Origin of the sequence: Clavibacter sp. CT19 (assembly GCF_027858075.1) — a bacterium.
GTDB lineage: Bacteria > Actinomycetota > Actinomycetes > Actinomycetales > Microbacteriaceae > Clavibacter > Clavibacter tessellarius_A.
The window spans coordinates 65,293-87,297 of the sequence record NZ_JAQHYR010000007.1; the positions used below are offsets into that span (position 1 = coordinate 65,293).

A 22,005-nucleotide genomic window follows, 5' to 3' on the forward strand; every position below is an offset into this window, starting at 1 on the left:
GCGCCTCTCGTCGGGGTGGAGGGGGAGGGCGCCAGCCTGCCACGGGCCGTGCGGCGCCCGAGCGGATCCCGTCCGCCGGGCGCCGTCCGGGTCAGCTGCGCGGCATCCCGTTCAGCCGCGGTCGTCCGCCTCCGCGCCGTCGCCGAGCAGCACCTCGCGCACAGCGGCGGTCGTCGCGACCACCTGGCGGGCACGCGCGGAGGAGAGCATGGCGGCGTCGGCCGCGGTCACGAGCGACTCCTCGCGCCACTGCGCGTCGTACAGGGCGGCGCGGTAGCCCGACGACGCCTGGCAGGAGGCGTCGGCGCGGGCGAGCGCGGTGTCCGCCGCGGGCGCGTCGTCGCCGGGCTCGAGCAGCGTCATCGGATCCGCGGGCAGCGGGCGGCCCCGGTCGCGGAGCTCGTCGGCGGAGGACTCGGCCAGGCAACCGCGCCACGCGTCGGCCGCCGCGACGACCGCGGGGTCGCCCAGGGCGCGCTCCCGGGCGTCGGCGCGCAGCTCGAGCGCGCGCATCTGGATGTCCTGGTTCGCGCCCGGGTGCGCCCAGACTCCCGCGCGGACACCGGGGAGGCAGGCATCGAGCGCGCGGCCGCGCGCGTCGTCGTCGTTGCGCGCCATCCGCCACTCCCGCAGCTCGGCGCGCGCGGGATCCACCACCGGACCGTGGCCGTACCGGGCGGCGCGGGCCTCGTCGAGCGGCGGCGCGACGAGGCGACCGTCCGCGTGCGACTCCGGCGCGAGGAGCACCGCCGGGTCGAGCGCGGGCGCCTCGTCCGCGATGCCCTGGGCGGTGAGGCACGGGCGCAGGCGGATGTCCTCGGCCACGTCGCCGGCGTCCATCGAGACGCCCACGGCCGCGTCGAGCGGCATGGTCCACGCCGCGGCGTCCTGCGCGGGCGGATCCGGGACGGGCTCGGTGCGGGGCGCCGGCGCGTTCACGACGGCGACGCCGACGAGACCCGCGGCGACCAGGGTGGCGACGACGCCGCGCGGGGTGCGGATCCGGCGGATCAGGCGCCCGGCGGACGCGCGGATGGGGGATGCGTTCACGAGCGCACCAGTCCTCTCTCATGGGCGAAGACGACGACCTGCAGGCGGCTGCGGAGGCCGAGCTTCGCGAGCACCCCCTGCACGTGCGTCTTCACGGTCGACTCCGAGACGAAGGCCGCCTCGGCGATCTGGCTGTTGGTGAGTCCGCGCGCGACCAGCAGGAAGGTCTCGCGCTCGCGCGGGGTCAGGCGGTCGAGCGCGCCCACGTCGGCGCGGGGCGGCGGGGCGCCGAAGTCGCGGAGCAGCTCCTCGGGGTCGCCCGTGACGTCGCCCGCCGCGGCCGCCCGCACGGTGGCGAGCAGCACCTCGGGGCGGGCGTCCTTGGTGAGGAACGCGGAGGCGCCGGCGCGGGCGGCCGCGTGCACGGCGCGGTCGTCGCGCAGGGTCGTGAGCACGACCACGCGAGGGGCCCGGTCGGCGCCGTCGCGGAGCGACGCGGTCGCGGCGAGGCCGTCGAGCACGGGCATGCGGAGGTCCATCAGCACGACGTCGGGCTGCTCGCGGCGCACCAGGTCGATCCCGGCGCGCCCGTCGTCCGCGATGCCGACGCACTCGAGGTCGTCCGCGGCGTCGATCTGCATCCGGAGCCCCTCGGCGAACAGCCGCTGGTCGTCGACCACGGCGACGCGCACGCGGTCAGCCACGGGGCACCGCGGCGGGCTGGGCGGTGGTCGCGTCGGCGTCGGCGGCATCCGGCACCACGGCGTCGTCCGCGGGCAGGAAGGCCGTGACGACGAACCCGTCGGCGCCGTCGGGCTCGGCCGTCAGCCAGCCGCCGCCGATCCGGGCCCGCTCGCGCATCCCGGCGATCCCCGCGCCGGGGCCCGGGAGCGAGCCCCGACCGACGAGGGGCGCGGTGCCCGAGGAGCGGATCAGGAGCGCGAGGCCGGGCCCCCGCCAGTCGAGGACGACGGACGCGCGGCTCCGGGATCCGCCGTGCTTGAGCGCGTTCGTCAGGCTCTCCTGCACGATGCGGTAGACCGCGAGCTGCTGCGCGGGCCGGAGGGCGGGGCGCTCGCCGAGCTCGTCGACCGCCACCTCCATGCCGACCTCGCGCATGCGCTCGACCAGCAGTGGCACGTCCTGGAGCGACAGCAGCTCGTCGCCGGCCTCGGTGATCCGCTCGACGAGGCCGCGCACGTCGGACAGCGCGTCGCGGGCGACGCCGGAGATCGCGGTCAGGGCTCCGCGGACCACCTGCGGCTGGCGGTCGGACATCGCGGTCGCGCCCTCGGACTGCGCCACGACGATGGTGAGCGCGTGGGCGACGGAGTCGTGCACGTCGCGGGAGATGCGGGCGCGCTCGAGGCCGAGGCGCAGCTCCAGGTCGGTCTGCGCGAGGCGGTCCTCGGCGTCCGCGAGCACGCGGTCGAGGCGACCGAGGCGGACGGCCGCGCCGAGGCCCGCGCCGAGCGCCGCGCAGACGCCGACGGCGCCGACCGCGCCGAGCACGAGCAGGGCGGTCGCGTCCGGCGCGGAGGAGACGCCGACCCACGCGGTCGGGCCGGATGCGGTGCCCCTGCCGAGGCCGAGCGCCGCGACCGCCGCGCCGACCACGGCTGCCGCCGCGGACGCGACGCGCATCCGCCGGGTGCCGGTGGCGCCGACGACGAACGCGACCACGCCGATCGCCGCGAGCATCGGCCAGGTGGTGGAGTCGACGGGCGGCGCGTACCCGGCGAGCTGCAGCACGGGCATCGCGACGACGATCGCGAGGGACGCGGCGGGCAGCCACACGGCGAGGGCGACGGCCGCGCCGTACGCGACGGCGAGGGTCGCGACGCCGGCGAGGCCGGAGCGCCCGGACTCGGCGACGATCCAGACGGCGGCGTACGCGACGCCGGCGAGCGGCGCGGCGACGGCGGCGAGGAGACGGGGTGGGGTCATGGGCTCAGGCTAGGAGCGCGTCGCGGCCGGAGGGCGCCCGGGCGGCGGACTTCATCCTCGCGACGGAGGCCGGCCCGCGATCTCGTGCCGAGGGCCACCGGCGACGCCCCCAGTTCGAGGGGCGAGCCCCGGGATCACGGGCCGGATCCGATTTCCCGCACCTGGGGGAAAGCTCGCGTCCACCTCGCGTCCACCTCCCGTACCCCGCCCCGGGGCTCCGCGTGCATAGCGTCGCCCACGGCCCTGCACCGGCCGAGCGACCACCACCCGATCCACCTGGAAGGCTCCACCCCCGTGAACAGCACCCGCCTCACCGGCGCCGCGGCCCTCGCCGCCGTCGTCGCCCTGTCCCTCTCCTCCTGCGCGTCCAACGAGGCCCCCGCCGAGGGCGGCGCCGCATCCGCGTCGACCCTCGAGGGCACGCTCAACGGCATCGGCGCCTCGTCGCAGGGCTCCGCCCAGGAGGCCTGGACCACGGCCTTCCAGACGGCCAACACCGGCACCACCATCAACTACTCGCCCGACGGATCCGGCGCCGGACGCGAGGCCTTCATGGCCGGCGGTCAGAACGCCGCCTTCGCCGGCTCCGACCGCGCGCTCAAGACCGACGAGCTCACCGGCACCTTCGGCCAGTGCGCCGACGGCACGAAGCCCATCGACATCCCGGCCTACATCTCGCCCATCGCGATGATCTTCCAGATCGACGGCGTCGAGGAGCTGAACCTCGACCCGGCCACGGCCGCGGGCATCTTCAAGGGCACCATCACGAAGTGGAACGACCCGGCCGTCACCGCGCTGAACCCCGACGCCACGATGCCCGACGCCGCGATCACCGCGGTGCACCGCTCGGACGACTCGGGCACCACCGAGAACTTCGCGAAGTACCTCAACACCACGGCCGAGTCCGTCTGGGACGCCGAGCCCAAGGGCGTCTGGCCCTATGAGGGCGGCGAGGCGGCCCAGGGCACGTCGGGCGTCGTCGACGCCGTCAAGGGCGGCACCAACGTCATCGGCTACGCGGACGCGTCGCGCGCCGGCGAGCTCGGCACCGCGAAGATCAAGGTCGGCGACGACTTCGTCGGCTTCTCCCCGGAGGCGGCCGCGGCCGTCGTCGAGGCCTCGCCCGAGGCCGAGGGCCGCGAGGAGAACGACGTCGTCTTCGACCTCGACTACACGACCACCGAGGCGGGCGTGTACCCGATCGTGCTCGTGAGCTACCTCATCGCGTGCCAGGAGTACAAGGACCCCGCCGTCGGCGAGCTGGTCAAGGCGTACCTCGGCTACGTGACCAGCACCGACGGCCAGCAGGTCGCCGCCGAGAAGGCCGGCGCCGCGCCGCTCTCCGAGACGGTCGCCGCGCAGGTGAAGACCGCGGTCGAGTCCATCAAGTAGCACGACCCGCACGACGGACGCCCCGCCTCGACGCATGTCGAGACGGGGCGTCCGTGCGTCCGGCGGCGCGGCTCGCGCCCGGCGCCCCCTGGCAGACTGGGCGCGTGACCCGCACCCCCGCCGCCCCCGCGTTCACCCGACCGTCCCTCGCACCGGGCCTGCTCGGCGCCATCGTGCTGCTGGCCGGGTTCGCGGTGATCGACGGCGACCTGTTCACGGTCGTGCGGTTCGCGGTGGCGATCCTCGCGCTCATCATGATCGTGTTCTCGGTGCGCGCCCGCAGCTGGTGGAGCGCGGCGCTGCTCGCGGCCGTCGCGGTGATGTGGAACCCGGTCGCGGTGATCCCGGTGGAGGCCGTCACCTGGCAGTCGCTGCAGTACGTGGCCGCGATCGTGTTCATCGCCGCCGGGATCCTCGTGAAGGTGCCGGTGGAGGACGCGCCTACGCCGGGCCGACCCCGAACGCGCGCTCCTCGGTGAGGCCGCGGCGCAGGTAGGCGACGATCTCGTCGAGCGAGCGGCGGGCGAGCGCGGGATCCGCCGCCGGGTAGGCGAGCCAGCCCTGCTCCGCGCGCGGGATGCGCACGAGCCGCGCCTTCGCGCCCGCCGCCTTGAGCGCGGCGACGCCCTCGACCACGTGGTCGAGCCGCGGATCCGCGGCGCCCACGTGCACGAGCGCGTCCGGCAGCCGGTCGAGCCCGTGGCCCTGCCGGTCGGACGCCTGCCCGGTGGGCACGTCGCCCGACGGGCTGATGAGCACCAGCCGCAGCACGGCCGGCCCGTCGGCGTCGCGCGCGAGGGCCGTGATCCGCAGCGCGCGGTCGGCGCCCGGGCCGTCGCCGAGGATGCCGAGGCGCTCGGGCGTGCCGTTCCAGCCGGCGGCGTGCGAGGCGATCCAGGACAAGCCGGCGAGCGCCTGCGCGTCGTCGTCCGGGGCCATCGTGACGACGACCGCGCGCAGGTCCCTCGCGAGCGTCGAGGGCAGCCAGTCGCCGTCGTGCCGGGCGAGGACGACGAGAACGGGGGATCCGGTCGCCGAGCGGTCGTGCCCGGGCGGCGTCCACACGGCCACGTCGAGGGGGAGGCCCTGCGTGCCGGCCCGGTGCCGGACGACGCGCGTTCCCGCCGCGGGTGTGCCGCGGAGGGAGCGCGCGACGGCGGGGACGTGGCGGATGGCGAGGCCGAGGATGCGGCGACGCGGGGTGAGCGAGGTCGCGGGCGTGCGTGCCGCCATCAGGAGCGGTCCGCCGTGGCGTCGGCCGATCCGGGCACGGGCTGGCCGGAGACGGAGGCACGCGCCTCCGACGGGCGGGTCACGCGTCCGCCGCGCGGCACGGCGCCGTGGCCCTCGGGCACGCGCTCGTCCTCGCGGACCGGGCCGGGAGGGGTGCCGTCGCCGAACGGCCGGCCGCCCAGCTCCTCGCGCCCGTGCGGTTCGAGCCAGCCCCAGGTCTCGGGGCCGACCGGCACGACGCGCGTCGGGTTGATGTCGGTGTGCGTCAGGTAGTAGTGCTGCTTGATCTGCACGAAGTCGATGGTGTCGCCGAACCCGGGCGTCTGGAACAGGTCCCGCGCGTACGCCCACAGCACCGGCATCTCGTCGAGCTTCTGCCGGTTGCACTTGAAGTGCCCGTGGTAGACGGCGTCGAAGCGGGCGAGCGTGGTGAACAGGCGCACGTCGGCCTCGGTGATCGTGTCGCCCACGAGGTAGCGCTGCGTCCGGAGCCGGTCGCTCAGCCAGTCGAGGCGGGAGAAGAGGCGGTCGTACGCCTTCTCGTACGCCTCCTGGGAGCCCGCGAAGCCGCAGCGGTACACGCCGTTGTTCACGTCGCGGAAGACGAGGTCGGCGACCTCGTCGATCTCCGCCCGGAGGTGCTCGGGATAGAGGTCGGGCGCGCCCTCCCGGTGATGCTCGGTCCACTCGGTGGAGAGGTCGAGCGTGATCTGGGGGTAGTCGTTCGTGACGACCTGGCCGGAGGGGACGTCGACGAGGGCGGGGACCGTGATCCCGCGCGGGTAGTCGGGGAAGCGCGCGAGGAACGACTCCTGGAGGCGCTCGGTGCCGAGGACCGGGTCGCGGCCGTCGGGGTCGAGGTCGAAGGTCCAGCTGCGCGCGTCGTGCGTGGGGCCGGGGAGGCCGAGCGAGATGGCGTCCTCGAGGCCGAGCAGGCGGCGGACGATCACCGAGCGGTTCGCCCACGGGCACGCGCGCGCCGCGACGAGACGGTAGCGGCCGGCCTCGACGGGCCAGCCCTGGGATCCGTCGCGGAGGATGCGGTCCTCGATGTAGTTCGTGTCGCGGGTGAACTCACCCTCCTCGACGTAGCGGCCGGGGGCGCCCGCCTCGTTGGTGCCGGTGGGTGTCGCCTGATCCGTCATGCATCCACCCTAGGCCGGGCCATCCGCGGCGACCGGGCCGGATGCGGCGCGAGCGCGGGCGGCCGACGGCTCCCCGGACCCCGCCGAGCCGCCCCGCGCACACCGGCGCGCGGGGGCCGCGGCGTACCCTAAACTCTCCCTGTGCCCGTCCTCCCCGAGGCGGCCGGGCGCAGGCGGCGGACCCGCATCCCACCCCCGACCCGGTGAACCCGGTTGCTCGAGGAAGGTCCCCTCGCCGCCGTCCGACCGCACGCGTCACCGTGCGCGACGGACGCTGAGTCCTTCCGATCCGGGAGCGCAGGCAGCGCCTGGCCCCGGCAGTGAACAAGGAGTTGCATGGCTCGCACCGGCCAGCGGCGGTCCTCCGCCCGCACGCGCACGATCGACAACGAGGGGCTGATCCCCGTCCTGGCGCGCGCCGTGCGCGAGATCGAGCAGGCCGCCCAGCGCGGCAAGCTCAAGCCCGTCAACCGCACGAAGTTCCAGGTCATCGCGGTGCTGATGCGCGAGGAGCGCACGCACGCGAAGGACCCTGCCACCCCGCTCAGCGACCCCGAGCGCGCCGAGACGCTGAAGCGCCTCGACGGCATCGCGAGCATCCTCGCCCGCACGGCGGCGCGCGACACCTCGGTGCTGCCGCTGCTGGATCCGGACGCCAAGCTCTCCGAGGCCGCCCGCGCCCTCCGCAAGCACATGCTCTTCGACGGCGGCGTGGAGATGGTCGTGGAGGACGAGCCCGAGCCCGAGCCCGAGGATCCGGCGCTCGCCAAGCTCGTGGAGCGCCAGGTCGTCCCGCCGTCGGTGAAGGCGCGCGTGCTCGCGAACCCGTTCCTCGAGCCCGACCTCGACCGGCCCGCGCCCGCCGCGCCGCCCGCGCGCCTGCTCGCCAACTGGGAGCTGCTCGGCCCGCTGTTCAAGTCGTTCGAGTACGGCGCCGGCGGCGGCATCGCGAGCATGGACCTGCCGGAGAGCCCCCGCATCGACCGCCTGTCGCCGCACGGCCTCGAGCTGATGCGCCACCAGGCCCGCTTCCTCGAGAGCGTGCGCCTCGGCCACCGCGAGTTCCTGCTCGCCGACGAGCCGGGCCTCGGCAAGACCGCGCAGGCGCTGCTCGCCGCGTCCGTCGCCGACGCGTACCCGCTGCTCGTCGTCGTGCCGAACGTCGTGAAGATGAACTGGAAGCGCGAGGTGGAGCGCTGGACGCCCCACCGCCGGGCCACCGTCATCCACGGCGACGGCGCCGCGCTCGACGCGTTCGCCGACGTGGTCATCGTCAACTACGAGGTGCTCGACCGGCACATCGGCTGGCTGCGCACCCTCGGGTTCCGCGGCATGGTCGTCGACGAGGCGCACTTCATCAAGAACCTGCAGTCGCAGCGCTCGAAGTTCGTGCTCGCGCTCGCGGAGAGCATCCGCCAGCGCCAGTCGGCGCCGCTGCTCATGGCGCTCACGGGCACGCCGCTCATCAACGACATCGACGACTTCCGCGCCATCTGGCAGCTCCTCGGCTGGATCGACGGCGACAAGCCCTCGTCCCGCCTCATGGCGGAGCTCGAGGAAGCGGGCCTCACGCCCGCGGATCCCGGCTTCTTCGCCGAGGCCCGCCGCGCGGTCATCGACCTCGGCATCGTGCGGCGCCGCAAGATCGACGTGGCCACCGACCTGCCCTCCAAGCGCATCGCGGATCTGCCGGTCGAGCTCGACGACGACCTGGGCCGCTCGATCCGCCAGGCGGAGCGCGAGCTCGCGGCGCGCCTCGTGAAGCGCTTCACGGCGCTCGTGGGCGCCCGCGGCACGACCGTCCCCGACGTCATGGAGGGGCCCGCGTCCGAGCGCGCGAGCCTCGTGCGGCTCGTGGCCCAGTCGGAGCTCGACGAGGCCAAGGCGCAGAAGACCGGCGAGAACGTCTTCACCATGGTGCGGCGCATCGGCCAGGCCAAGGCCGTGCTCGCGGCCGACTACGCCGCGCAGCTCGCGCGTTCGGTCGGCAAGGTCGTGTTCTTCGCGAAGCACGTCGACGTGATGGACCAGGCCGAGGCCACGTTCGCCAAGCGGGACATCCGCTCCGTGTCGATCCGCGGCGACCAGTCCCCGGCGGCGCGCCAGAACGCGATCGACTCCTTCCAGAACGACCCCGAGGTGCAGGTCGTCGTCTGCTCGCTCACCGCGGCGGGCGTGGGCCTCAACCTGCAGGCCGCGTCGAACGTGGTGCTGGCCGAGCTCAGCTGGACGAGCGCGGAGCAGACGCAGGCCATCGACCGCGTGCACCGCATCGGCCAGGAGGAGCCCGTGACCGCGTGGCGGATCATCGCGGCGCAGACCATCGACGCGAAGATCGCGGAGCTCATCGACAGCAAGGCGGGCCTCGCGGCGCGCGCGCTCGACGGCGAGGACTTCGACGAGGCCGGATCCACGTCCGTGCAGCTCGACGCGCTCTCGCACCTGCTCGAGGAGGCGCTGGCCGCGGGCTGATCCGCTCCACACGACGACGCCCCCGCGACCAGCAGGTCGCGGGGGCGTCGTCATGCGGGAAGGCGCTAGCCGCGCTCGGCCTTCCGGCGTTCGCGCTCGGCCTTCCGCGCCGCGCGGCGCGCGCGGGCGACGGCGTCCTGGGCGTCCTGCGTCGGGTTGGAGCGCTTGGTGCCGATGACGGCGAAGACGATGAGGATCACCACGACCACCATCACGGCGGGCATCACGACAGACAGGATCACGGCGGCTCCTCGGATCGGGACTCCGAGCGTACCGACCGGATCCGCCCGCTCAGTCCTCCAGCGTCGCGCCGCGGAGGTCCGGCAGGGTGAGCGCGGCAGCCGCGGCCAGCGCGAACACCGCGGCGAAGACGCCGAACGGCAGCGCGACGCCGCCGAGCGCGAGCAGCGGCGGCACGCACAGCGGCGCGACGATCGAGGCCAGGCGCCCGAAGCCCGCCGCGCTGCCGGCGCCCGTCGCGCGCACGCGGGTCGGGTAGAGCTCCGGCGTCACGGCGTAGAGGGCGCCCCACGCACCGAGGTTCGAGAACGACATGAGGGCGCCGAACACGAGGATCGTGGTGACGTCGTCGGCGGTGCCGAAGAGGCCGGCCGACACCGCGGATCCCGCGAGGAACACCGCGAGCGTCACCCGTCGCCCCCACCGCTCGACCAGCCAGGCGGAGACCGCGTACCCCGGCAGCTGCGCGAGCGTGATGAGCAGCGTGTACCCGAACGACCGCACGAGCGAGAAGCCCTGCGCGACGAGCAGCGTCGGCAGCCAGATGAAGGCGCCGTAGTAGGCGAAGTTGACGCAGAACCACACGATCCAGAGGGAGAGCGTGCGGCGGCGGAGGCGGGCGCCGAAGAGGCGCTCGCGAGGCGCGCCGTCGGAGGCGGCAGCGGCTTCGGGGCCGTCGGCCGGATCCGACGCGGGGCTCGCCGGGCGGTCGGCGTCGGGCGCGGGCGCCCTCCCGGCCGCCGCCTCCAGCGCCCGCACCACGCGCTCCGCCTCCGCGTGCCGCCCTCGCCCCTCGAGGAACCGCACCGACTCCGGCAGGCGCAGCCGCACGACGATCGCCCACACCGCGGGCACGGCGCCGAGCGCGAGCGCCCACCGCCAGCCGTCGTCGCTCGTGGGGATCACGAGGTAGCCGATGAGCGCGGCGGCGGTCCAGCCGACCGCCCACGACGACTCGAGGATCACGATGACGCGGCCGCGGATCCGCGCGGGCGAGAACTCGCTCACGAGCGTGGACGCGACCGGCAGCTCCGCGCCGAGCCCGAGGCCCACCACGAAGCGGAGCGCGATGAGCGCGCCCACCGACATCGCGAGCGCCGAGACGCCCGTGGCCACGCCGTAGACCAGCAGCGTGAGGGCGAAGACCTGCCGGCGGCCGATCCGGTCGGCGACCAGGCCGCCGACGCTCGCGCCGATCGCCATGCCGAGGAACCCGGCGGACGCGACGAGGCCGAGCTGCCCCGCATCCGCCTTCCAGACGACCGCGAGCTGCGCGATGACGAACGAGATGAGGCCGACGTCCATCGCGTCGAGCGCCCAGCCGACGCCGCTGCCGCCGAGGATGCGCGAGTGCGCGCGGGTCCAGGGGAGTCCGTCGAGGCGCTGGGCGCGGGTGGGCTGCGAGGTGGTCGTGGTCATGTTCTCGGCTCTCGGGAGGGACGGGTCCGGAGCAGCGACGGCGGCCGGGCGGCGCGCATGGTCTCCTCGGGAGGACGGACCGAGCGTAGCCGGGCGGGCGGATGCGTCGCCGGCGCCGCTGCGGATCCCGCGACCGCCGCCGAGTAGACGCACGGGTGGCGCGTCCCCGAGGACGCGCCACCCGCCTGCCTCCCGCCTCCGCGGGCAGCACCCGATCAGCGGTGCGCGCGCTCCCGCAGGCGGTCGAACACCTCGGCGTGCGTGACGCGCAGCTGCTCCCACGAGGCCGTCATGTCGACGCGCTCGGGATCCGCGACCACCTCGGCGAAGCCGTGCTGCGCCCGCGGCACCGCGTCGCCCGGCAGCACGAGCGACTGGATGAAGGCGCCCGTGTCGTCCGAGAACGTGAGCGTGTGGCTCGCGACGTTGCGCTCCCAGTCGTCCGACGGCCAGGACAGGAACGCCACGTGGCGGGGCTCCACGCCCGTCTCCGCCGCCGAGACGTAGCTGCCGTAGTGCTCCTCGCCGGGCGAGAGGATCTTGTACGAGCCGTTGTCGAGGTACACGAGCAGCGCCTCGTCGAACGGCTTCGGGCCGAACATCGCCGTGTAGTGCAGCGCGTGCACGAGCACCGGGGTGCCGAGCGGCACGTGGTGCCCGGCCGCGGGCGTGGCGGTCGGCGTCGCGACGGACGCCGGCACGGCCGGCTGCAGGAACTCCTCGTCGGTCACGTGCTCGCCCCAGCCGACGGCGGCGACGGGGTCGTCGCCGTCCTCCAGCACCGCGATGTGCTCCATCGGCGCGTGGGCCGTGGCGCCGTGCCAGTGCTCCTCGCCGGCCTCGATGTACACGGATCCGCCCGGCGCGACCTCGACGACGCCGCCGCCGCGCGTGCCCACCCGGGCGATGCCGGACGTGATGTGCAGGGTCTGCCCGAGGACGTGCGTGTGCCAGACGCTGCGGGCGCCGGGCGCGAAGGTGACGGCCGCGACAACCGCGCGCTGGTCGGCGGTCTGCGGGGTGGAGAGCCAGCGGAGGTGGACCTCGCCCGTGAACTGGTGGGCGGGCATCGTGATGGCGGGGGTCTCGGCCTGGACGCGCATGCGGTGTCCTCTCTGTCGGGCACGCGGGTGCCCGGGTCGTGGAACGGGGAGCCCCGGCGCGGTGTCGCGTCGGGGCACGGGCATCCTCCCGCGGGGGCGGCTGGGAACGCGGCCGGGCGTCCCCAGGCTCCGGGCGCCCGTGCGGTGGACGATCAGCCGAGGGCCTCCGGGGCGCGGAAGAAGTCGCGCTCGTAGGCGGAAGACAGGAGGGACGCCGTGAGCATCGCCGGGCGCCGGGCGGGACCCGCGAGCACGGCCGCCTCGTCCACCAGCTCGCCCGCGCGGCGGGTCGCCTCCGCGAAGGCCGGATCCGCGTACGTCGCGAGCCAGGCGCCGTACGGATGCGCGTCGCCGGACGCCGTCGCCGCCGCGCCCGCCGCGCGGAGCCGCGTGCCGACGTCGGCGTAGATCGTGTAGCAGGGCAGCAGCGCCGCGACCAGCACCGCGTAGTCGCTCGACGCGGCGTGCGCGAGCAGGTGGTCGACGTAGGCGCGCGTCACCGGCCCGGCGACCATCGGCGCCGGGTGCCGCGACAGCCACTCCGCGTGCAGCGCCGACTCCGCGGCGATCGCGTCGGCAGCCGCCCGCGCCCACACGACCTGCGCGTCGGGCGTGGGTGCGAGCTGGCTCGCCCGCGCGAGCACGCGCGAGTAGGCACGGAGGTAGATCGCGTCCTGCGCGAGGTAGTGGGAGAACCACGCCTCGGGCAGGGTGCCGTCGCCGAGGCGGCGGACGAAGGCGAGCTCGTCGATCTCGCGGCGGAGGTCGGCGGATCCCGCCCACATCTCCGCGGCGACCGATCCCGCGTGCGTGCCGGCCGCGTCCCACAGCGCGCGCAGGTGGTCGAGCGGGCCGGCGCCGGATCCGACGTCGAGGTCGTCCGCGTGCGCGAGCGATCCCGTGAGCCAGCCCTTCGCCTCCGTGAGCGCGACCAGCCAGTCGCCGCGCCGCGGGTGCAGGGTCGCGAGCGCGCTCGAGAGGGAGCAGCCCGTGCCGTGCGTGCTGGTGGTGGCGATGCGCGGCCCGGCGACGACGTCCACCGCCGGATCCGCGGACGTCGCGCCCGGCGTCACGAGCGCGTCCGGGCAGTCGTCGGCGCGGAGGTGCCCGCCCTTCACGACCACGCGGACCCCGTGGCGACCCGCGAGGTCGCGGCCCTGCGCGAGCGCCTCGTCCCAGCCCTCGGCCTCGGGCGCGCCGAGGAGCGCCGCGAGCTCGGGCAGGTTCGGGGTGACGACGTCGGCGAGCGGCAGCAGGCGGCGGAGGGCCTCGGTCGCGTCGGCGTCGAGGAGGGCGTCGCCGGACTGCGCGACCATCACCGGATCCAGCACCACCACCGGCGGACGCACCGCGCGCAGCCAGTCGGCCACCTCGTCGACCACCGCGGCCGAGCCGAGCATGCCGATCTTCACGGCGTCGATCACGACGTCGTCGGACACCGCGTCGAGCTGCGCGCGGAGGAACGCGACGGGCGGCACGTGGATCTCCCGCACGCCCCTGGTGTTCTGCGCCACGAGCGCCGTGACCACGGCCATGCCGTAGCCGCCGTTCGCCGCGATGGACTTGAGGTCTGCCTGGATGCCCGCGCCGCCCGTCGGATCCGTGCCGGCGATGCTGAGGACGCGGGGGACGCGGGTCGGGTCGCCCGCCGCGGGGTCCTCGGCCGGCTCGGCGCTCGCCGCGTCGGCGGGATCCGCGGCCGGGGCGTCGGGCTCTGCCGCGTCGGACTCCGCCGCGTCGGACTCCGCCGCGCGCGCGTCTCCAGCGGATCCCGCGCTCGCGCCCGCCCGCACCCGCTCCCACGCCTCCGCCAGCTCGCGCGCCGCCGCCTCCGGATCCTCGGCCGCGCAGATCGCCGACACGACGGACGTGCCCGCGCCGCCCGCCGCCGCGATCGCGGCCACGTCGCCCACGTCGACGCCGCCGATCGCGACGCACGGCACGGGGGAGAGGCCCGCGATGATCCCGAACCCGTCGTGCCCGAGCGGCGCCGGATGGTCGGGCTTGGTGCTCGTGGGGCGGATCACGCCGACGCCGAGGTAGTCGACCGTGCCCGCGGGGAGCGCGCGGACCGCCTCTACGTGCGCTGGCGTGTTCGCGGTGAGGCCCACGACGAGGCGGTGGTCGGGGCTCGCGGCGTCGAGCATCCGGCGCACGAGGTCGGCCGGCACGTCGGACTGGCCGACGTGCACGCCGTCCACCCGCGCGCCGCGGGCGAGGGCCGCGAGGACGACGTCGACGCGGTCGTCCACGAGCAGCACCGGTCGGGGCGCGGACGGATGCGCGGCCGCGTGCGCGTCGATCGCGTCCGCCGCGGCCAACACGGTCGCCAGCAGCTCGGCCGCGCTCGCGTGCTTGTCGCGGATCTGCACGGCCGTCGCCCCGCCTGCCACAGCCGCGGACACGACCGCGGGCACGCTGCGCGCGCCGCACAGGGCGGGGTCGGTGACGAGGTAGACGGAGAGGTCGAGCGCGCTCACGAGAGGCGCTCGCGCTGCGCGACGAGCTCGGGCGTGACGGCATCGAGCGCGTCGAGCAGCGCGACGGCGAACGACCCGGGCCCGCGCGTCCCCTCCGCGGCGATCTCCGCGGCGATCGTGTAGACGCTCGTCGCGGCGACGGCGGCCCGCAGCGGATCCGGATCCGTCGACGCGAACGCCGCCATCACCGCGCCGAGCGCGCAGCCGCCGCCGGTCATCTTCGTGAGGAGCGCGTCACCCGTGTGCACGCGCACGAGGCGGGTCCCGTCCGTGAGGTGGTCGACCGGCCCGGACACCGCGACGACCGTGCCGTAGGTGCGCGCGAGGAGCGTCGCGGCGTCGAGCGCCGCCTCCACCTCGTCGGTGGCGTCCACCCCGCGGCCGCCCGCGCCGCCGGTCGCGAGCGCGATGATCTCGGACGCGTTGCCGCGCACGATGGTCGGCGACAGCGCCACGAGCTCGTGCGCGAGCCGCGTGCGCACCGGCAGGACGCCGACCGCGACCGGATCCAGCGCCCACGGCGTGCCCGCCTCGCGCGCTGCGTGGGCCGCCTCGACGGCCGCCTCCCGCTGCTCCGCGTGCGGCGTGCCGAGGTTCACGAGCAGCCCCGACGCGATCCGCGCGAACGGCCCCGCCTCGGTCGGCACGTCCGTCATCGCGGGCGCGGCGCCCAGCGCGAGGAGGACGTTCGCGGTGAAGCCGGTGACCACGGCGTTCGTGATGCACTGCACGAGCGGCGTGCGCTCCCGCAGCAGGTGGAGGAGGTCCGCCGAGGCGGTCCCCGTCCCGGTGATCTCGTCGATGGATGGGCGCGCAGCGCTCATGGTGACATCCCTCCGCCGGTGCGAACCGGATCAGGTGCGACGGGTCTCATCTCAGCCCTCGTGGGCACCCCGTGTCAGGGATCCACCCTAGGGGAGACGCGTCGCACCCGCCGGGTCGAGCAGCGAGGCCGAGACGTCCCGAGGCGACGATGAGGTCGATGCGTCATGCGAGCCCACGGTCGGGGGACGACGAATCAGACGGTCATCTCGGACCGTCTGCGTGATCTGTCGGCCCTTCGGGCGCAGCCAGACCCCGCCAGAATCGGCCCTCCCGCTCGTGGGTCTCGACCAGCATCGGTAGGAGAGGAACGGCGACGTCGGCGCGGGTGATCATGTCATCCAGCGACGCGATCACGTCGAGCACCGATCGAGGGCCGAACTGGCCCGCGATCCGTTTGGCCTTGGTCCGCACGTTGTTCGGCGTCGGTCCGGCATCGACGATGGAGTGATTCCACAGCCTGTTGTGATGCGCGCAGCGATTGCGGAGGTAGACGAAGGCCCTCACGCGATAGGCGAATCCGGCCTTCGCCACACCGATGCTGGTCGCGACGGAGTCGGCGAGGGTTCCTTGTGCTCCCCGCTCGATCGCCTTGGACAGGGTCCCGAACGACCATGCCTCGACAGCGGACCACACCGGCAGCCGGCTGTAGTCGGAGTCCTCTCCTGCGTGCCCGCGGTAGCGGAGGATGTGCCGGTCCTTGCTGCGGTCGATGTCCCGGAGACAGGACTCGACGGTGGCCTCTCGACCTCCGACATCCGTGTAGAAGTCCTGCTCGAGATACGCCTGATAGGGGCCGTGCTCGCGACCGATGACATGTGCGACATGCGACCGCAGCAGGAGCTCGACCTGAGCGAGCGGCCGGACGAGAGAATCGCGCAGTGCGTCGTCGGCGACGTAGACCCCTCGGACGTCGTCGAACGCCGTCCCGCTCACGAAGTCGTCGTCGCCGAGATGGGGAGCCGTCTGGAAGTACCGCGCTTACCCCGAGAAGCGGTAGTAGTTGTGCGCCGCCAGGAACCGGGCGCAGTCCGATTCGTCGGGCACGATCAGGCCACGGCCTACCATCAGAGCGGTCTGATCGTGCCAGGACAGGTAGGGCTTCATCGCACCCCTCGGAAAGAAAAAGGCCCCTCCCATTTGAGCATCGTGGAGAGGCTTGGGAGGGGGTCGATTGCCTCAATGGTAGCCGATTCCTGGGCCGGAACGAGCCCGTCGGATCAGACTGGGGACTCCACAGAGGTGCCTCATCGCGTCCCTTTCCGAGCGCGGGAAGTAGCGGTGACCCCAGCGACGTGAAGCGCTGCGACGCTGCCGCGCTGCGCGCCCCGACAGCGGGCAGCGCGGCCGCGGAGATCTCGCGGAGTCCAGCCCTACGCCAGCCCCGCCACGTCGAGCACCCACGCGTAGTCGGACGCGCGCTCGCGCCACGCGTCGTAGCGGCCCGACTTGCCGCCGTGGCCGGCCTGCATCTCGGTGCGCAGCAGCACGGGCGCGCCGACCTCGCGGAGGCGGGCCGTCCACTTGGCGGGCTCGACGTAGAGCACGCGCGTGTCGTTGAGGCTCGTGACCGCGAGGATGCGTGGGTACTCCACGCCCTCGCGCACGTTCTCGTACGGCGTGTACGACTTCATGTACGCGTACACCTCGGGGTCGTGCAGCGGGTCGCCCCACTCGTCCCACTCGATCACGGTGAGCGGCAGCGACGGGTCGAGGATGCTCGTCAGCGCGTCCACGAACGGCACGCCCGCGAGGATCCCGGCGAACCGGTCCGGCGCGATGTTCGCGACCGCGCCCATCAGCAGGCCGCCGGCGCTGCGGCCCTCGGCCACCAGCTTCTCCGGGCTCGTCCACCCGCGCGCGATGAGGTGGTCGGCGGATGCCACGAAGTCGGTGAAGGTGTTCCGCTTGGTGAGCGTCTTGCCCTCGTCGTACCAGCGGCGGCCCATCTCGCCGCCGCCGCGCACGTGCGCGATGACGAACGCCATGCCCCGGTCGAGCAGCGACAGCCGTGCGATGGAGAACGACGGGTCGATGCTCGCCTCGTAGGAGCCGTAGCCGTAGAGCAGGAGCGGCGCGGGCGTGCCCGGGTGCACGAGGCCGCGCTTGTAGACGACCGACAGCGGGATCTCCGTGCCGTCCTCCGCGGTCGCCCACTCGCGGGTCTGCACGTAGTCGTCGGGGTCGTACCCGCCGCGCACGGGCTGCTGCTTGAGGAGGCGCAGCTCCCGGGTCGCGAGCACGTAGTCGTAGGTCGTGGCCGGGGTCGCGAGGCTCGTGTAGCCGAGGCGGATCGTGGGCTGCGCGAACTCGGGGTTGCCCGCCGTGCCGACCGTGTAGATCGGCTCGTCGAACGCGATCTCGTGCAGCTGCTCGCCGTCGAGGACGCGGTCGAAGGGGATCACGCCGACGCGCGTGAGCCCCTCGCGGCGGTAGGAGACGACGACGTGGTCGGCGAACGCGCTGGCGTCCTCGAGGCGCACCTCGTCGTCGTGGGGGATGACGACCTGGCGGTCGGTGGTGGAGGTCGGGTCGTCGGCCGGCACGTCGATCAGCTCGAAGTTGGTGGCGCCGTCGTTGTGCAGGATGAGGAGCCGGTCGGATCCGTCGATGACCGCGTGGTCGACGTCGTACTCGACGCCGTGGCGGCGCGGCCAGACCGGCCGGAACGTGCCCGTGGGATCGCCGGCGTCGAGCAGCAGCACCTCGGTGGTGATCTTCGACCCGACCTCGATCACGAGGTACTGGCGGCTCCGGGTCATGCCGAAGCCCACGAAGAAGCTCTCGTCGGGCTCGGTGAACACCTTGACGTCCTGCGTCGCGGGCGTGCCGACGCGGTGGCGCCACACGGTGTCGGGGCGCCAGGCGTCGTCGACCGTGACGTAGAAGAGGTGGTCGCCGTGCGCCGAGAAGGTGGCGCCGTGGCTGGTGCCGGGGATCTCGTCGGCGAGGTCCTCGCCGGTCGCGAGGTCGCGGATCCTGAGCGTGAAGCGCTCGTCGCCCTCGGTGTCGGTCGAGTAGGCGAGCAGCGATCCGTCGGGGCTCACCTCGAACGCACCGAGCGAGAAGAAGTCGTGGCCGTCGGCCTCCACGTTGGAGTCGAGCAGGATCTGCTCGCCCGGCGTCGCGGCGCCATCGGCCGCGGGCTCGATGACGGGCGGGGTCCAGTCGTCGGGACCGGCGACGGGACGGCGGCAGCGGATCGCGTACTGCGAGCCCTCGACCGTCCGCGCGTAGTACCACCAGTCGCCCTCGCGGACGGGGACGGAGAGGTCGGTCTCCTGCGTGCGGTCCTTGATCTCCGTGAAGAGCGCCTCGCGCAGCGGCTCCAGGTGCGCGGTCGCCGCGTCCGTGTACGCGTTCTCGGCTTCGAGGTGCGCGATCACGTCGGCGTCGTCCTTGTCGCGCAGCCACTCGTACCGGTCGACGAACGTGTCGCCGTGGAAGGTGCGCTCGAGGGGGCGCTGGTCCGCGACGGGAGGGCTGGAGGGGGAGTCGGATGCGGGGGAGGAGACGGCCGGGACGGCGGGGTCGGTCATCCCGCCAGCCTACCGACGGGGGACGACCGGAGCCCGGCCGTCCCCGCGGATCAGGAGCTGATCGGCCCGGCCTCGCGCGGCCCGGTCGAGCCCGGCGTGGTCGCCGCCCCGAGCGTGCTCGAGCGGGTGGCGAGGCGCGCGACGGCCTGCAGCGGGATCGACAGCCAGCCCGGCCGGTTGCGGACCTCGTAGATCGCCTCGTAGACGGCCTTGTCGATCTCGAACGCGTCGAGCAGGGCCCGGTTCGCGCGGAGGTCGGTGCCCGAGCGGGCGATGTAGCCGTCGACGAACGCGCGGCGGGCGGCGGACGCCCATGCGGCCGCCGACTTGCCGGGGTGCGCGAGCGCGTAGGAGCCGGCGACGTAGTCGAACGAGCGGAGCATGCCGGCGACGTCGCGGAGCGTGACGTCGGGCAGCGAGCGCTCGTGCATCGGCCGGAGCGGCTCGCCCTCGAAGTCGAGGAGGACCCAGCCGCGGTTCGGCACCGAGAGCACCTGGCCGAGGTGGTAGTCGCCGTGGATGCGCTGCAGCTTCGGCCACACGCCCTTCTCGGCGGCGTCGTACACGCTCGCGATGGCGTCGTGGAAGGCGACGATCTCGGGGACCTCGCGCTCGGCCGTCGCGTGACGGCGGCGGAAGCTGACCATGATCCCCTCGATGACGTCGGGCGTGGCCTCGACGGTGGGGAGCGCGGCGGCGAGCGTGGCGTGCACGTCGGCGGTCGCCTCGCCGAGAGCACGGGCCTCGGCCTGGAAGTCGGCGTCGGCCTCGGCGGCGCGGAGCGCGACGCGCCAGGCGTCGGTGACGCCGGGCAGGAACTCCTGCGCGAAGGCGACGTGCCCGATGGCGCGCCCCTCCTCGCGGCCGGAGTCGCTCCACTCGGCGAGCACGCTGCCCATGGTCTGCGGCACGAGCCGGGATCCGGCACCCGCGATGGCCGACTGGAGCACGACGTCCGGGTTCTCGCCGTGGTGCAGCGCCCGGAACACCTTGACGATCATCGGGTTGATGGCCTGGCCGTCGGCCGAGACCATGTCGTAGATGATCGACGTGTTCGACTGCTCGCCCGAGAGCACGTGCGATCCGACGACGGTCGCGATCTCCACGCCCGGCTGGCGCTGGCCGCGCGCGGTCGCGCCGAGCGAGGTCTCGTCGACGTCGGCCTCGCGGTCGTCGAGGATCGTGCGACGCGTACGCGGGGTCGTGCGGGCCGTCGTAGACGTGCAGCTCGACGCCGTCGTCCTCGACGGTGGTGCCGATGTGGAAGGGCTTCAGCTCCTCCAGCGGCGCCTGCCGGTAGGTGAGCGGCACCTGGTACAGCACGGGCTTCGCGCTGCCGTGGTCGATGATCAGGTGCGTCTCGATGCGGGCGAACCAGCCCTCGTCGCTGAAGCTCCAGCCGCCGATGCGCTCGAGGCGCGGCTCGGTGCCCTTGGAGGCGAACCAGCGCTGCTCGCGCATCCACGCGGCCAGGAAGTCGGGGATCTCGCTGAGGTCGTGGTGCTGCATGTCAGGCCACCTTCGCGGTCACGTCGGCGAGCGACGGGTTGGTGGCGGACGAGCCGTCCGGGAAGAGGACCGTGGGGACGGTCTGGTTGCCGCCGTTGATGGCGGCCACGAGCTCCGCGGTGCCGGGCACCTGCTCGATGTCCACCTCGTCGTAGCCGATGCCCGCGCGGTCGAGCTGCGACTTCAGCCGGCGGCAGTAGCCGCACCAGGTGGTGGAGAACATCGTGATCCGCCCGGGGGCAGGTACGTAGGAGGAGGTCTCGGGCGACATGCTGCTCACCCTACGCGCCGTTCTCCGCGCCGACCCGGGATCCGCGGCGCGCGGACGCGGGCGTCGGCGCGTCGCGGATCCCGGGTGCGGTCCCGGTCAGCGGCGGATGCGGATCAGCCGAGGAGCGAGCGCTCGAACCAGGCGTTGCGGAACTTGCCCGTCGGATCCAGGCGCTCGGCGAGGGCCAGGAAGTCGCCCGATCGCGGGTACAGCGGGGCGATGTCGGCCGCGGTCGCGGTGAAGACCTTGCCCCAGTGCGGGCGGGCGCCGAAGGGCCGGATGGCCGCCTCGAGCTCCACGAGCAGCGCCTCGACGGCCTCCTGGTCGCGCTTCCACGTGAAGTGCAGGCCGATGGTCGCCTGCCCGTTCTGGGGGCTCAGCCAGAGGCTGTCCTCGGCGACGGCGCGCAGCTCGCAGACGAGGAGGATCGGCCGGATCCGGTCGCCCATGTCGCGCAGCGCCCGCACGGCCTCGACCGCCCGGTCGAGCGGCACGTGGAACTCCGACTGGATCTCCTCGCCGTCGCTCGGCGTGAAGCCCATCTTGAAGTGCGAGAGGCGGTCGGACCAGAGGCCGACGACCCCGAGCTGCGACGTGCTGTTCACCGGATCGATGCCGAGGATCGGGTGGCGCTCCTCCGTCGCGGCGGGCGCCCCGAAGTAGTCGGCCATGACGACCTCGTCCTCGGGCTGGCCGTCGACGCCGAGCTGCACGCGGCTCTTCAGCCACACCTGGTCGGTGGCCTCGCCGAAGCGCGTGAAGACGCTGACGCTGTACGCGCCGCCGAACACGTCCTCGAGGTTCTCGTCGAACGCGTCCCAGCTGAGCCCCTCGAAGACGCGCTGGCGCACGAGGTAGGCGGGCTCCACGTCGAGCGTCACGCGCGTGACCACGCCGAGCGCGCCGAGGCCCACCACGACGCCGTCGAAGTCGTCGTCCCCGCGGCGGTACGTGACCGTCTCGCCGTCGGCCGTGATCATCTCGAGCGCCGTGACGGCCGTGCCGAGGTTGCCGTTGCCGATGCCGGATCCGTGGGTCGCCGTCGCGATGGCGCCGCCGACCGAGATGTGCGGCAGCGACGCGAGGTTGTGGATCGCCAGGCCCTCCTCGCCGAGGAGCTCCGCGAGCTTCCCGTACGCGAGGCCCGCGGAGAACGTGACGGTGCTGGCGTCGCGGTCGATCACGAGGTCGGCCGGCAGCTCGGCGAGCGAGACCAGCACCTCGGAGTCGGCGATGTCGTTGAACGAGTGGCGGGAGCCGAGGACGCGGATGCGCGTCGCCTCGCGGACGATCGTCCGCAGCTCCTCGACGCTCGTCGGCGTGCGGACCTCCCGGGCCCGGTACGCGTAGTTGCCGGCCCAGTTGGTGCCCGCGGTGCCCTGCTCGGTGGTGTCGGTCATGCGTCCTCCTCGCGCCCGCCATCGGACGCCGTCGTCTCCAGCT

The 22,005-nt window shown here is 74.2% G+C and carries 18 protein-coding genes, 2 pseudogenes and 1 riboswitch; of the genes and pseudogenes, 3 read left to right on the forward strand and 17 right to left on the reverse strand.

Annotated elements, in window-relative coordinates:
* Nucleotides 1-111: 111 nt before the first annotated feature.
* The 3 genes from PED38_RS09775 to PED38_RS09785 are packed head-to-tail and all read right to left on the reverse strand — an operon-like array spanning nt 112 to nt 2,937.
* Nucleotides 112-1,050: a hypothetical protein gene (locus PED38_RS09775; RefSeq protein WP_063070644.1), complete on the reverse strand. Its 939-nt coding sequence runs from the start codon at nt 1,048-1,050 to the stop codon at nt 112-114.
* A complete protein-coding gene (locus PED38_RS09780; RefSeq protein ID WP_270981027.1) occupies nt 1,047-1,694 on the reverse strand; it encodes a response regulator in 648 nt (215 codons plus the stop codon). The genes PED38_RS09775 and PED38_RS09780 overlap by 4 nt, the downstream gene beginning before the upstream one ends.
* Entirely contained in the window at nt 1,687-2,937 is a 1,251-nt protein-coding gene (locus tag PED38_RS09785) for a sensor histidine kinase (RefSeq protein ID WP_063070642.1), read from the reverse strand. The genes PED38_RS09780 and PED38_RS09785 overlap by 8 nt, the downstream gene beginning before the upstream one ends.
* 294 nt (nt 2,938-3,231) lie before the next feature.
* Between PED38_RS09785 and PED38_RS09790 the strand changes: the two genes are divergently transcribed.
* Together PED38_RS09790 and PED38_RS09795 are read left to right on the forward strand one after the other, a co-directional pair.
* The gene (locus tag PED38_RS09790; protein ID WP_270981028.1) at nt 3,232-4,329 is read left to right on the forward strand and encodes a phosphate ABC transporter substrate-binding protein PstS; all 1,098 of its coding nucleotides are present in this window, start codon (nt 3,232-3,234) and stop codon (nt 4,327-4,329) included.
* Nucleotides 4,330-4,433: 104 nt separating this feature from the next.
* Nucleotides 4,434-4,808 (forward strand): DUF6804 family protein, encoded by a 375-nt coding sequence (locus PED38_RS09795; protein WP_012038813.1) that lies wholly within the window; start codon nt 4,434-4,436, stop codon nt 4,806-4,808.
* Here the strand turns inward: PED38_RS09795 and PED38_RS09800 are convergent.
* Together PED38_RS09800 and PED38_RS09805 are read right to left on the reverse strand one after the other, a co-directional pair.
* Nucleotides 4,771-5,562 (reverse strand): alpha/beta hydrolase, encoded by a 792-nt coding sequence (locus tag PED38_RS09800; protein WP_270981029.1) that lies wholly within the window; start codon nt 5,560-5,562, stop codon nt 4,771-4,773. The genes PED38_RS09795 and PED38_RS09800 overlap by 38 nt on opposite strands.
* Nucleotides 5,562-6,707 (reverse strand): glutathione S-transferase family protein, encoded by a 1,146-nt coding sequence (locus PED38_RS09805; protein WP_270981030.1) that lies wholly within the window; start codon nt 6,705-6,707, stop codon nt 5,562-5,564. Before PED38_RS09805 ends, PED38_RS09800 begins: the two co-directional genes overlap by 1 nt.
* Nucleotides 6,708-7,043: 336 nt before the next feature.
* Between PED38_RS09805 and PED38_RS09810 the strand changes: the two genes are divergently transcribed.
* On the forward strand, nt 7,044-9,179 hold the full coding sequence (locus PED38_RS09810) for a DEAD/DEAH box helicase (RefSeq protein ID WP_063070637.1): 2,136 nt from the start codon (nt 7,044-7,046) through the stop codon (nt 9,177-9,179).
* Nucleotides 9,180-9,244: 65 nt separating this feature from the next.
* On the opposite strand, the gene PED38_RS09815 is transcribed toward PED38_RS09810, so the two are convergent.
* The 12 genes and pseudogenes from PED38_RS09815 to PED38_RS09870 all read right to left on the reverse strand — a co-directional run bounded on the left by PED38_RS09815 (nt 9,245) and on the right by PED38_RS09870 (nt 21,962).
* On the reverse strand, nt 9,245-9,421 hold the full coding sequence (locus tag PED38_RS09815; RefSeq protein WP_270981031.1) for a hypothetical protein: 177 nt from the start codon (nt 9,419-9,421) through the stop codon (nt 9,245-9,247).
* A gap of 49 nt (nt 9,422-9,470) precedes the next feature.
* Nucleotides 9,471-10,838, reverse strand: coding sequence for an MFS transporter (locus PED38_RS09820; protein WP_063070636.1), 1,368 nt, complete (start codon nt 10,836-10,838; stop codon nt 9,471-9,473).
* Between the two features lie 215 nt (nt 10,839-11,053).
* Nucleotides 11,054-11,941, reverse strand: coding sequence for a cupin domain-containing protein (locus PED38_RS09825; RefSeq protein WP_063070635.1), 888 nt, complete (start codon nt 11,939-11,941; stop codon nt 11,054-11,056).
* A gap of 152 nt (nt 11,942-12,093) precedes the next feature.
* Entirely contained in the window at nt 12,094-14,421 is a 2,328-nt protein-coding gene (locus tag PED38_RS09830) for a bifunctional hydroxymethylpyrimidine kinase/phosphomethylpyrimidine kinase (protein WP_270981033.1), read from the reverse strand.
* Nucleotides 14,418-15,245: a hydroxyethylthiazole kinase gene (gene thiM / locus PED38_RS09835; RefSeq protein ID WP_270981035.1), complete on the reverse strand. Its 828-nt coding sequence runs from the start codon at nt 15,243-15,245 to the stop codon at nt 14,418-14,420. The genes PED38_RS09830 and thiM overlap by 4 nt, the downstream gene beginning before the upstream one ends.
* A riboswitch (TPP riboswitch) is annotated at nt 15,236-15,327 on the reverse strand. It overlaps the preceding gene by 10 nt.
* A 120-nt stretch (nt 15,328-15,447) precedes the next feature.
* Nucleotides 15,448-16,185 (reverse strand): annotated as a pseudogene (locus PED38_RS09840) (Abi family protein); the annotation flags it as partial.
* Nucleotides 16,186-16,224: 39 nt separating this feature from the next.
* A complete protein-coding gene (locus PED38_RS09845) occupies nt 16,225-16,350 on the reverse strand; it encodes a hypothetical protein (RefSeq protein ID WP_270981037.1) in 126 nt (41 codons plus the stop codon).
* Between the two features lie 266 nt (nt 16,351-16,616).
* Entirely contained in the window at nt 16,617-18,782 is a 2,166-nt protein-coding gene (locus PED38_RS09850) for a S9 family peptidase (RefSeq protein ID WP_270981038.1), read from the reverse strand.
* Nucleotides 18,783-18,832: 50 nt separating this feature from the next.
* Nucleotides 18,833-19,888 (reverse strand): phosphotransferase, encoded by a 1,056-nt coding sequence (locus PED38_RS09855; protein WP_270981039.1) that lies wholly within the window; start codon nt 19,886-19,888, stop codon nt 18,833-18,835.
* A 154-nt stretch (nt 19,889-20,042) separates the two neighbouring features.
* Nucleotides 20,043-20,291, reverse strand: a pseudogene (locus PED38_RS09860) (maltokinase N-terminal cap-like domain-containing protein); the annotation flags it as partial.
* Nucleotide 20,292: 1 nt separating this feature from the next.
* Nucleotides 20,293-20,562, reverse strand: coding sequence for a mycoredoxin (locus PED38_RS09865; protein ID WP_063070631.1), 270 nt, complete (start codon nt 20,560-20,562; stop codon nt 20,293-20,295).
* A 113-nt stretch (nt 20,563-20,675) separates the two neighbouring features.
* Complete coding sequence (locus tag PED38_RS09870; protein WP_063070630.1) at nt 20,676-21,962, reverse strand: D-arabinono-1,4-lactone oxidase; 1,287 nt, start codon at nt 21,960-21,962, stop codon at nt 20,676-20,678.
* Nucleotides 21,963-22,005 lie beyond the last annotated feature (43 nt).